Consider the following 11,037-nt stretch of genomic DNA (forward strand, 5'->3'; position numbering starts at 1 on the left):
CCGCATTAATTGAGTTCGATCATCACTTTCAAGGCCTTTTCATCGGCTGCATGCTTGAACACATCATAAGCTTTTTCAAATTCATTAAATTTAAAGTGATGGGTCGCCAGTTTTTCCAGCGGTAATTTACCGGAACAGCAGGTTTTGAGCAGCATAGCAGTGGTATTGGCATTGACCAGTCCGGTGGTGATGGTCAGGTTTTTAATCCAGAGTTTATTCAGTTCAAAATTAACTGATTTGCCATGTACGCCGACATTGGCAATATGTCCACCCTCTTTGACTACATGCTGGCAGATATTCCAGGTCGCCTCCAGACCAACCGCTTCAATGGCACAATCGACCCCTCGCCCATCCGTCAGCTCCAGCACACGTTGTATGGCATCTTCTTTCGCGGAGTTAATGCTATGCGTCGCTCCCACTGCTTTGGCGAACTCGAGTCGGTTGTCATCGACATCGACCATGATGATGTTGGCCGGTGAATAGAATTGAGCGGTCAGCAGGCAGCTCATGCCGATCGGGCCGGCACCGACAATCACCACATTGTCTCCGGGTTTGACATCGCCATATTGCACACCAATTTCATGTGATGTCGGCAAGATATCCGATAAAAACACAGCGACATCTTCATTTAACCCTTCAGGTAAATGATAAAGAGAAGTATCCGCAAACGGCGTGCGTACATATTCGGCATGAGTACCATCAATCATATAGCCCATGATCCAGCCGCCTTCATTGCGACAATGTGCATACAGCTGTTTCTGACAGTTTTCACAGGTTCCACAGCGGCTGACACAGGAAATAATCACCCGGTCGCCTTTTTTGAAGTTTTGAACGGCAGAACCGACTTCTTCTACAATGCCAATGCCTTCATGGCCTAAAATACGGCCATTAAAACTGCCCTGTTTGCGTGTGGCTTGCTGTTCAATTTCCGGGTTTTTACCTTTCCAGATCCCGAGGTCTGTACCACAAATAGTGACTTTAGTGAGTTTGATAACCGCATCGCTGGGATGCAAAATAGTGGGAATGGGACGGTCTTCAAACCGGATGTCGTTTTCGCCGTAATAGACCATGGCTTTCATTGTTGTCATGACACATCTCCTGAAGGAGTGAGGAATGAGAATGACCTGATTCTGATCTGGCTGTCAGGTCTATAAATACCTGTGTTCTTCTCGATTGTGCCTTGAGTGATGTGCTGCTGCAATCTATCTCGCGTTCAGATTGCAACAAAACATCATGCGTAATGACTAATGAGTGATCGGCATTTTAGGCCAATTTGACATCATGCAATGTGAAGGTCAAAACAGCCATTCTCTCTTTTTGCTAAAACAATTGCCCTAAAAAAAGAAGCCCGCATCGCGGGCTTCTTTTTTCACATACTTATCCACGCATCTATTTTATGCGTTTAAAGCACTGATCAATTTCTGATGCAAACCACCAAAACCGCCATTTGACATGATCACCACCACATCGCCCTCACCTGCCTCTGCTACCACGGTCTGAATGATGTCATCCAGTGTGCGTGCAATTTTGGCTTTATTTGGCGCAGCATTAATGACCGGTTGCAGATCCCAGTCCAGTCCTTCCGGTTGATACCAGATTACTGCATCGGCCAGACGTGCTGAATGAGCCAGACCCTCTTTATGACTGCCCATACGCATGGTATTGGAGCGTGGTTCAATAATTGCCCAGAGTTTGCGTTCACCCAGACGTTTGCGCGCGCCCTCCAAGGTCGTATCAATCGCTGTCGGATGATGGGCGAAATCATCATAAACCTCAATACCACGGACTGTGCCTAACAGTTCCATACGGCGTTTTACCCCACCGAAATTAGATAAAGCTTCACAGGCGGTTTCAATCGAGACGCCGACATGCTCGGCAGCGGCAATCGTCGCGAGCGCATTGGCCACCGAATGCTGTCCGGTCATGCTCCACTGCACTTCACCTTTCACCACACCGTGTTGCAAGACTTTAAAGTGAGAACCATCTGTCGATAACTGTTCGGCATACAGTTCAGATTTTTCGTTGGCATCCAGACTGGTGCGCACCACCGGTGTCCAGCAACCCTGCTCTAGTACTTCATCGATATTGCTTTCAGTAATCGGCGCAATGATGCGGCCTTCGCTAGGAATGGTACGAACTAAATGATGGAACTGCTTTTGAATCGCGGCCAGATCATCAAAGATATCGGCATGGTCAAATTCAAGGTTATTTAAAATCGCCGTTTTTGGATGGTAATGCACAAACTTGGAACGCTTATCGAAGAAAGCCGAATCGTATTCATCCGCCTCGACACAGAAATATTTGCCGCCACCGAGACGTGCACTCTCACTAAAACCCAGTGGCACACCACCAATCAGGAAGCCTGGCTCTAAACCGGCTTGATCCAGCACCCAGGCCAGCATGGTTGTGGTGGTGGTTTTGCCATGTGTACCCGCAACCCCCAATACATGTTTGCCTTGCAGAACATGATCTGCCAGGAACTGTGGGCCTGAAATATAAGGCAAGCCTTCATTCAGCATATATTCTACTGCATCAATACCACGCTTCATGGCATTGCCGACAATGATCAGATCTGGATGCGGCTGCAAATGACTACGCTCATAACCCTGCATCAAGCTGATGCCTGCATTTTCAAGTTGGGTCGACATCGGTGGATAGACGTTCAAATCTGAACCTGTCACCTTGTGGCCCAGATCGCGTGCAAGGAGCGCCAGCGATCCCATAAAAGTGCCACAAATACCCAAAATATGCAGATGCATCTACTTCACTCCGTTCCTGTCTGACCCATCACCTTATATTGGTGCGGTTATCATGATTTATTCAATTTGCAAGCAACGATAGCAAGGCTTACACGGAAAAGATAGTCAAAGTTCAAGCATTGCTGCGGGAATTTTTAAATCCTGTTTCACGGATAAATTCAGAGGAAATTTCAAATTTAGAGAATATCTTTTTGCAAAATAAATCGTAGAATAAACCCGATCTTTTTGCAGAGTACATGCCGATGTTGCCGGCTTTATTTCTTCTGGTAATTGCCAATTGCTTTATGACCTTGGCATGGTATGGGCATTTAAAATTTTTACCGCATGATGCGCCGTTGTGGCAGGCAATTTTATTCAGCTGGATGATTGCCCTGTTTGAATATAGCCTGATGATTCCGGCCACCCGATTACTGGCACAGCAGGGACTGGCCGTGGGGCAAATGAAAATCACTCAGGAAGTGGTGACCTTGCTGGTCTTTGTGCCTTTTATGATTTTCATGTTTAAGCAGCCCTTTAAACTGGATTATCTCTGGGCAGCCTTGTGTCTGTGCGGATGTGTGTATTTTGTCTTCAGAAGTTCCTGATCGAAAGCTTTGCAGACTACACGCCTATTTTTATTCCAGTTTTTAATATTCTGCTAAAAAAATAAGAAAAATCGAACCTTGCTTTGACCGTTAAATTTTATGAAGCCGAAAAATCAGTCTATAATAAGCACCTCCTATTAAAGCTTGGCTCTCTCGTCGAGATTTATTTTTTGTTACTTTAATCTCTGGAAAATTTGCAATGAATGCGGCTGCTGCACAAGATGCTCCTCTAGTAGGAATTATCATGGGTTCTCAATCAGATTGGGCAACTCTCGAACATACTGCCAACATGCTCAAGCAGCTTGGTGTTCCATTTGAAGCTGAAGTCGTTTCTGCACACCGTACTCCTGACCGTTTATTTGAATATGCTGAGCAGGCGCGTGATCGTGGCATTCAGGTGATTATTGCCGGTGCGGGTGGTGCTGCGCATTTGCCGGGCATGTGTGCGGCAAAGACTGATCTTCCAGTCCTGGGTGTGCCAGTCAAATCATCCATTTTAAACGGCGTCGATTCTTTGCTTTCGATTGTACAAATGCCAGCAGGTATTGCGGTGGGTACGCTTGCGATTGGCCCTGCCGGTGCAACCAATGCAGCCATTATGGCAGCGCAAATTTTAGGTCTGACCCGCCCTGATATCGCGAAAAATGTTGCAGATTTCCGTGCGGCACAAACAGATAAAGTGGCAAGCAATAACATTCCTGGTCAAAACTAAAACCAAGCTTCATACGGGACAGACATCATGGATAAAACCATCGGTATTTTTGGCGGCGGTCAGCTCGGGCGCATGATGGCACAAGCGGCATTGCCATTGAATATTCAATGTACTTTCTTTGAAGCAAGTACGGATTGCCCTTCTGCGGCACTCGGTCAAGTGATTTCCAGCAAGGCCGAAAATGGTCTACAGGATTTTATGCACAGTGCTGATGTATTCAGTCTGGAATTTGAAAATACCCCGCTTGCAGATGTGGATGTGCTGGTGAAAAATAAAGACCTGCATCCACCACGCCAAGCCTTGGCAATTGCACAGCATCGTCTGTCTGAAAAAGCCCTGTTTGATAGGCTCGACATTCCTGTTGCGCCGTATAAAGCAGTGACTGCACTTGACGGTTTACAGGCTGCTGTGGCTGAACTGGGCTTACCGATTGTATTAAAGACCTCTCGCGGTGGTTACGATGGTAAGGGTCAATTTGTCCTGCGTAGTGCTGATCAGATTGAGCAGGCTTGGGCGGAACTTGGCCCTGCCGGTGAACTGATTGCAGAAAGCTTTGTGACGTTCTCACGTGAAGTGTCGATCATTGCGGTACGTGGTCAAAATGGTGATGTAAAAACCTGGCCCCTGGCTGAAAATCATCATCACAATGGCATTCTGTCGCACTCGATTGTGCCTGCGCCGAACAGTGCAGACTTGCAGCCGGTCGCACAGGACTACATTACTCGCCTGCTGAATCATCTGAACTATGTGGGCGTCTTGACCCTTGAGCTGTTTGTGACAGATAAAGGTCTATATGCAAACGAGATGGCACCACGTGTGCATAACTCAGGGCATTGGTCGATTGAAGGTGCAGTCTGCTCACAGTTCGAAAACCATATTCGTGCGGTGGCCGGTCTGCCACTGGGTTCAACGGAAGTGATCCGTCCAAGCGTACTGGTGAATATCATCGGACAGCATCCAAAATCTGCAGATGTTCTGGCTTTAGAAGGTGCGCATTTGCATCTGTATAACAAGTCAGAGCGTGAAGGTCGTAAGATTGGTCACATTACCCTGATGCCAACCGACAGTACTCAGCTGACGACTTTATGCCGTCAACTGGCGAAGATTTTACCGAATCCACTGGCATTGAGCGAAGATATGACCATTTAAACGCTATCTTGCTGATAAAAAAAGCGATCACTTCGGTGGTCGCTTTTTTATTTATCCAGATTCAGGCATGATTGCGCCTCTTCGAAAATGCCTGCCATTTATCGGATCATGATATTTTTCAATTGATTGTAAAATAAACAATTGCGTATACATAAAAGAGTCTAAATGAAGATTCACAGACCACAGAGAAATACTTTGAATTTAAAAATTCAATGCTGGTTTGAATTCAAAATAATAAATTTAAAACAGTCTTTGAATTTAAAGTTTAAATGAATTCAAAATATGAATTTAAATTCAAACCGCTACTTTGAATTCAAAGTTTTAAATTTAAAAATAAACCAAGTCACCCTGTTTTTTAATTCACAAAACAAGACCTTGATAAATATCTGATTAATCCTGTTTATATTAAGTTATCCACAAAGAAGGTTTTGAATTTAAAGGTTGTTTCCTGGATTTTAAATTTAAATTCAAACAGCACCGCTGTTTTTTGAATTTAAAAACAAGTTGTGGATAAGTTATTTTAAATTTAAAACTACAAAATGAATTCAAAAGTGCAGAAATTATGAATTTAAATTTACCTATTTGAGCTTTAATTTTTAGATTGAGCTGCTATGTTAAGAACATAATTCAAAATCTAAATATTCAAGGGTCTTATGCAACGTTTTGCGCTTGTGGTTGGTTCTTTATTCTTGGCTGTTTCTCAGGCAAATGCCGAGCTGATTATTAATGGTCAGCGTGTCGACACGACTACTTTGCCTTCAGCGGCCAGCAGCCCGTCAAATTTCCCTGCCCAGAATAATTTTCAAAACTGTTTGGCGAATTTACGTAGTCAGGCTGTAGCAAAAGGTGTTAGTGCAGGCAGCTATGACCGTTATACGCAAAATTTAACGCCTGATTATTCCGTAATTGAACGTTTAAACTATCAACCGGAATTTTCTACCCCGATTTGGGACTATTTGTCTGGTTTGGTCGATGAAGAGCGGGTTCAGCTCGGCCGGCAAAAATTACAGCAACATCGCGAAGTCTTAAATCGTGTTTCCGCAGCCTATGGCGTGCCTGCAGAAACGATTGTCGCGGTATGGGGTGTAGAAAGTAATTTTGGTGATATTTCCGGTCGCTATCCTTTATTGCAGGCTCTGGGAACATTGAGCTGTGAAGGGCGACGCCAGAGTTATTTCCGTGGTGAGTTTTTTACCACGATGAAACTGTTACAGCGCGGTGATGTACGAGAGGATCAGCTGAAAGGTTCATGGGCTGGAGCTTTTGGTCATACCCAGTTTATGCCATCGACCTATGATGAGCTTGCGGTCGATTTTGATGGCGATGGCCGCCGTGATCTGGTCAGTAGTATTCCGGATGCTTTGGCATCAACCGCCAACTTTTTAAGCAAGCGTGGTTGGCAGGCCGGACAGCCTTGGGGTTTTGAAGTAAAAATCCCGCAAGGCATGTCAATCTCAAATGAAGGCCGTCGCAATAAAAAATCACTGAATAGCTGGATTAGCCGTGGTGTAGTGCGTGCCGATGGTTCCCCTTTAATTCAAGGGAATTTATCAGCATCTTCTCAAGCTGGCTTGCTTGCGCCTGCCGGCCCAAATGGCCCGGTGTTCCTGGTCTTTAGAAACTTTGATGCCATTTATAGCTATAATGCAGCAGAAAGTTATGCCTTGGCGATTGCGCATTTATCTGATCGTTTACAGGGTAAAGGGAGCTTCAGCACATCTTGGCCAACCGATGACGCGGGTACTTCGCGTTCAGAACGTCGCGAGATTCAGCAATTTTTACTAAATCGTGGCTATGACATTGGTGCGGTGGATGGTCTGATCGGTGATAAAACCCGTCAGGCGATTCGTCAGGAACAGCAGCGTTTGGGCTTGAGTCCGACCGGCCGCGCCGGCCAGCAGATTCTGCGTGCGTTCCGTAATGAAAATGCCAAACTGATGATGCAATAAGTAAGATTGAAAATGAAAAAGGTCTGTATAAATGCAGACCTTTTTTTATAACTTTAGATTGCTCTGGTCAGGTTTAAACAGCAGTAATGGTTCCCAGAACACGGTAGCCTAAAGCACCGGTCACCGCTGGCAGGTTACCATTCAGTTGCTTGATAAAACGCATCGCCAGCCAGGCAAAGGCGGTGGCTTCTACCCAGGTCGGACTGAGGCCCAAATCAGCCGTGGTTTGTATGCTCCATTCATGTTTGCGTAAGCGCCAGCGCAGTTGCTCAAGTAAATAAGAATTATAAGCGCCACCACCACACACGAAAACTTGTCCAGTATCCATGCCAGAACGATAAATGGCTTTTTTAATGGCACGGGTGGTGAGCTTTAATAAGGTCGCCTGCACATTTTCCGGGGTATCTTCCAGTTCATCGTATTGCAGGTCATTGCGCCAGTCGGCAATCTGTTCATCCAGCCATTCCAGGTTAAAGTCTTCACGGCCGGTACTTTTAGGCGGTTCTTTAGAGAAAAATTCGTGTGACTGTAAACGATCCAGCAGGCTGCGAATCGGCGTACCATAAGCGGCCCAATTGCCATTTTCATCATAAGGCTGGCCGGTATAACGCGCGCACCAGGCATCCATCAGAATGTTGGCCGGCCCTGTATCAAAGCCATAAACATCATCAGGCTTTCCGGCAGGTAACAGGCTGACATTAGCAATCCCGCCCAGATTTAAAATCACCCGGTGAATGCTGTCATGCTGGAAAATATCCTGATGAAAGGCCGGCACCAATGGTGCGCCTTGACCGCCAGCCGCCAAATCACGACGACGGAAATCTGAAATCACCGGAATCTGGGTGATTTCGGTAATAATATTGGGGTCACCAATTTGCAGGGTAAAACCATGCTCAGGGCGATGGCGGATGGTCTGACCATGTGAGCCAATGGCTTTAATTTTAGATTTATCTAACTGGTTGTTTTCAATCAGTTGGTTGATACCATGACCAATCATTTCTGCCAAGGCCACATCGGCCTTGCCCATACGGTCAATTTCATTGTCATCGGGCAAAGTCAGTGCCATCAGCTCATGCCGCAGGTCAGGATCGAATGCCAAAGTGAGTGTGGCATGAAGTTGTAAAGGATCAAAAGAAGCAGCAACAATATCGACACCATCCATGCTTGTGCCGGTCATTACCCCAATATAGATCGCTGTCATGGTTATTCTTAAGCCTGCAATATGCTGAAAAAGTGTTAGTATATCGCACAAATTGAGTAACTGATGTATTGGATTTTGTGATGTCAAATTTCCTGCCGGCTGAAGAACAACTTGCCCTCATTCAACGAGGCACCCATGAAATTATTTCTGAAGAAGACCTTCTTAAGAAATTAAAAAAGAATCGTCCATTAAAAATTAAAGCAGGTTTTGACCCAACTGCGCCTGACCTGCACTTAGGTCATACGGTTCTCATCAACAAGTTAAAAGTATTTCAGGATTTGGGCCACGAAGTATTCTTCCTGATCGGTGACTACACGGCGATGATCGGTGATCCAACAGGTAAAAGTGCTACACGTCCACCATTATCACGTGAACAAGTTTTAGAAAATGCAAAAACCTATCAAGAACAAGTGTTTAAAATTCTTGATCCAAACAAAACCAAAGTTGTATTTAACTCAGAATGGTTTGCACAAAAAACCGCGGCTGATTTAATTCAATTGGCATCACAGCAAACTGTGGCGCGTATGTTGGAGCGTGACGACTTTACCAAGCGTTATAACAGTCAACAGCCGATCGCGATTCACGAATTCTTGTATCCATTGGTACAAGGTTATGATTCGGTGGCTTTAGAAGCGGACGTAGAGTTGGGCGGTACAGACCAGACCTTTAACCTGTTGATGGGGCGTACGCTACAAGGTCGTTATGATCAGGAAGCACAAGTGTGTATTACGGTGCCTATTCTTGAAGGTTTAGATGGCGTGAATAAAATGTCTAAATCTTTAGGCAACTATATTGGTGTATTTGATGCGCCAGGTGCGATGTATCAAAAAGTGCTTTCAATGCCGGATGCATTGATTGAGCGTTATTTTGATCTGCTCAGCTTTAAATCAATTGAAGAAATTCAGCAGTTGCTAAAAGAAATTGCTGAAGGCCGTAATCCTCAAGAGGTGAAAAAGATTCTTGCGCTGGAGCTGGTTGAGCGTTTCCACGGAAGTGACGCTGCTGCGCATGCACATAAAGGTGCGGGTAATATCATTACTGAGGGTGAATTACCGGAAGGTACGCCAGAAGTCACTATTTCACGTGGCGAGTTTGGTGGTGAAATCTTTATTACTTCAATTTTACGTGAAGCAGGTTTAACCAAGAATGCGGCCCAAGCCAAAGATGCTTTAGGTCGTGGCGCGGTGAAAGTGGATTGGCACACTGTAGATAGTTCTTATTCGGTCAAGGAAAATCTGACCTTGATCGTTCAGGCCAGCAAAAAAGCGATTGCGAAAGTTACTTTCACCGATTAAAAAATTGATAAGTTATTGAAATAAAAGCAGGCTTCGGTCTGCTTTTTTATTGATGTCCTATATTCATAAAGCAAATAAGCAACTTCAAAAAAAACCCTATAAAAACAAGAGTTAAATTTTCCCAAATTGCTTGCTTTTCGGGTTTATTATCTATAGGATTTATTCATCTAGAGAATTGGTTCAAAGCATCTAGAGGGTGATAATAAGACAACTCCACAATTTATAAGGTCTCTTCCCCAAGAGACTCTTTTTTAAGCTTTAAAGTGAATAACTATAATAATGACATAATGGATCGGGTAAAGATTCAATTCTAAGGAGGAGATTTTGGGAGAGATCTCTTCCTTTTTTATTTGTAGCGATTTCATTCTGAACCTTTAAAACCGCAGGTATTATTTTCTTGGAGGACATTCCACCTAGAATTCATCCTCTAATTAAGTGTTGTTTTGCTAGCTAAAGAGTGGCTGACTATATTGGTTCGCAAAAGACACCACAATATAAAAAGAAAGCAGAGGGGGTTCGATGTATCGCTATCCAACAGAAAATATTTTTGATGAAGACATTGATTGTATTTTAAGTTTCTTATTTGAATATCAGTCTGCCGAACAAAAACAGCAACGTTATATCCCTGTCTATAACTTATTTATGCAGCTTGATCTGGCTGCGAATTACTATCTATTTTCCCTGATTGAAGAGCGTTTACCGCGACGTGCAAAACTATTTTTTGTTGCTGAAGACTATCAGGGCAAAAAGACATAATTATAGAAGTCATGCAATACTGGCTTGGGCAGCGCAAGCAGGAAAAGTAACTGAATAGAATTAACCTGCTGATATGTTCTATCTCTATATCTATATAGATAAGCAAGCTTGTGCGGCCTTATAGCCAAAAACCAAAATCATTGAATAATGCTCTATAGCCTAAGATACCGATACGCTTTTATAAGAAGTTTCACTGAAAAAGTGCGGATGAAGCTAGCCAGCCAAAAGGAAAGAATCGTTGGTTTCGCTAATATGTCATGATTTGGTTTTGTTTCTGGGGGTTGAACGAGATAAAAAGCATTATTTAAAGATAAAAAGTAAAAAATCACTACTCTAACTATTATTTTGATCGCTTTTAAGTCTAATTAAATTTTGGCTTATAAAAATAAAATGATGTGTTTAGTGCATTTATTGCATAAAAACGCTTAAAAATTAGATAAAAAAGCGATTTTTTAGGATTTTTTGTAGAAAAAAAAGACATACGTGAAAAATATAGTGAATTGGGGGTTGCAATGATTCTGAAATCCTCTAGAATGCACCCATACCGACGAGATAGACGAAAACGAACGAAGCAGATTGCTGAGTTGTTAAGTATATCGAAGTCCAGCTTCTGGCACTGACGAGGTGTTGGA

At 43.9% G+C, this 11,037-nt stretch carries 8 protein-coding genes and 1 pseudogene; 6 read left to right on the forward strand and 3 right to left on the reverse strand.

The window, feature by feature from the left end:
- Positions 1–5: 5 nt before the first annotated feature.
- The gene (locus KT990_RS09075; protein ID WP_218208677.1) at positions 6–1,088 is read right to left on the reverse strand and encodes a zinc-dependent alcohol dehydrogenase family protein; all 1,083 of its coding nucleotides are present in this window, start codon (positions 1,086–1,088) and stop codon (positions 6–8) included.
- A 306-nt stretch (positions 1,089–1,394) separates the two neighbouring features.
- Positions 1,395–2,759 (reverse strand): UDP-N-acetylmuramate:L-alanyl-gamma-D-glutamyl-meso-diaminopimelate ligase, encoded by a 1,365-nt coding sequence (mpl, locus tag KT990_RS09080; protein ID WP_100329854.1) that lies wholly within the window; start codon positions 2,757–2,759, stop codon positions 1,395–1,397.
- A gap of 242 nt (positions 2,760–3,001) precedes the next feature.
- On the opposite strand from mpl, the gene KT990_RS09085 reads away from it, so the two are divergent.
- The 4 genes from KT990_RS09085 to KT990_RS09100 all read left to right on the forward strand — a co-directional run bounded on the left by KT990_RS09085 (position 3,002) and on the right by KT990_RS09100 (position 7,153).
- The gene (locus tag KT990_RS09085) at positions 3,002–3,343 is read left to right on the forward strand and encodes a DMT family protein (protein ID WP_074384157.1); all 342 of its coding nucleotides are present in this window, start codon (positions 3,002–3,004) and stop codon (positions 3,341–3,343) included.
- A gap of 199 nt (positions 3,344–3,542) precedes the next feature.
- Positions 3,543–4,055: a 5-(carboxyamino)imidazole ribonucleotide mutase gene (gene purE / locus KT990_RS09090; RefSeq protein WP_005173464.1), complete on the forward strand. Its 513-nt coding sequence runs from the start codon at positions 3,543–3,545 to the stop codon at positions 4,053–4,055.
- Between the two features lie 27 nt (positions 4,056–4,082).
- Positions 4,083–5,204 (forward strand): 5-(carboxyamino)imidazole ribonucleotide synthase, encoded by a 1,122-nt coding sequence (locus KT990_RS09095; RefSeq protein ID WP_218208678.1) that lies wholly within the window; start codon positions 4,083–4,085, stop codon positions 5,202–5,204.
- Between the two features lie 653 nt (positions 5,205–5,857).
- On the forward strand, positions 5,858–7,153 hold the full coding sequence (locus KT990_RS09100; RefSeq protein WP_218208679.1) for a lytic murein transglycosylase: 1,296 nt from the start codon (positions 5,858–5,860) through the stop codon (positions 7,151–7,153).
- A gap of 73 nt (positions 7,154–7,226) precedes the next feature.
- Here KT990_RS09100 and KT990_RS09105 read toward each other — a convergent pair whose 3' ends face one another.
- Positions 7,227–8,354, reverse strand: a complete 1,128-nt coding sequence (locus KT990_RS09105; RefSeq protein ID WP_005173456.1) for an anhydro-N-acetylmuramic acid kinase — start codon at positions 8,352–8,354, stop codon at positions 7,227–7,229.
- Positions 8,355–8,434: 80 nt separating this feature from the next.
- Here KT990_RS09105 and tyrS point away from each other — a divergent pair, with 80 nt between their 5' ends.
- Together tyrS and KT990_RS09115 are read left to right on the forward strand one after the other, a co-directional pair.
- On the forward strand, positions 8,435–9,649 hold the full coding sequence (gene tyrS / locus KT990_RS09110) for a tyrosine--tRNA ligase (protein WP_100535507.1): 1,215 nt from the start codon (positions 8,435–8,437) through the stop codon (positions 9,647–9,649).
- A gap of 519 nt (positions 9,650–10,168) precedes the next feature.
- A pseudogene (locus tag KT990_RS09115) lies at positions 10,169–10,455 on the forward strand (hypothetical protein).
- Positions 10,456–11,037: the final 582 nt, after the last annotated feature.

The sequence above is a fragment of the Acinetobacter sp. F9 genome (assembly GCF_019195275.1).
Taxonomy (GTDB): Bacteria; Pseudomonadota; Gammaproteobacteria; order Pseudomonadales; family Moraxellaceae; genus Acinetobacter; species Acinetobacter pseudolwoffii.

Excerpts from the sequence above, each read along its gene's own strand:
- KT990_RS09075 (WP_218208677.1), bottom strand. The coding sequence starts at position 1,088 with ATGACAACAATGAAAGCCATGGTCTATTACGGCGAAAACGACATCCGG.
- mpl (WP_100329854.1), bottom strand. The coding sequence starts at position 2,759 with ATGCATCTGCATATTTTGGGTATTTGTGGCACTTTTATGGGATCGCTG.
- KT990_RS09085 (WP_074384157.1), top strand. The coding sequence starts at position 3,002 with ATGTTGCCGGCTTTATTTCTTCTGGTAATTGCCAATTGCTTTATGACC.
- purE (WP_005173464.1), top strand. The coding sequence starts at position 3,543 with ATGAATGCGGCTGCTGCACAAGATGCTCCTCTAGTAGGAATTATCATG.
- KT990_RS09095 (WP_218208678.1), top strand. The coding sequence starts at position 4,083 with ATGGATAAAACCATCGGTATTTTTGGCGGCGGTCAGCTCGGGCGCATG.
- KT990_RS09100 (WP_218208679.1), top strand. The coding sequence starts at position 5,858 with ATGCAACGTTTTGCGCTTGTGGTTGGTTCTTTATTCTTGGCTGTTTCT.
- KT990_RS09105 (WP_005173456.1), bottom strand. The coding sequence starts at position 8,354 with ATGACAGCGATCTATATTGGGGTAATGACCGGCACAAGCATGGATGGT.
- tyrS (WP_100535507.1), top strand. The coding sequence starts at position 8,435 with ATGTCAAATTTCCTGCCGGCTGAAGAACAACTTGCCCTCATTCAACGA.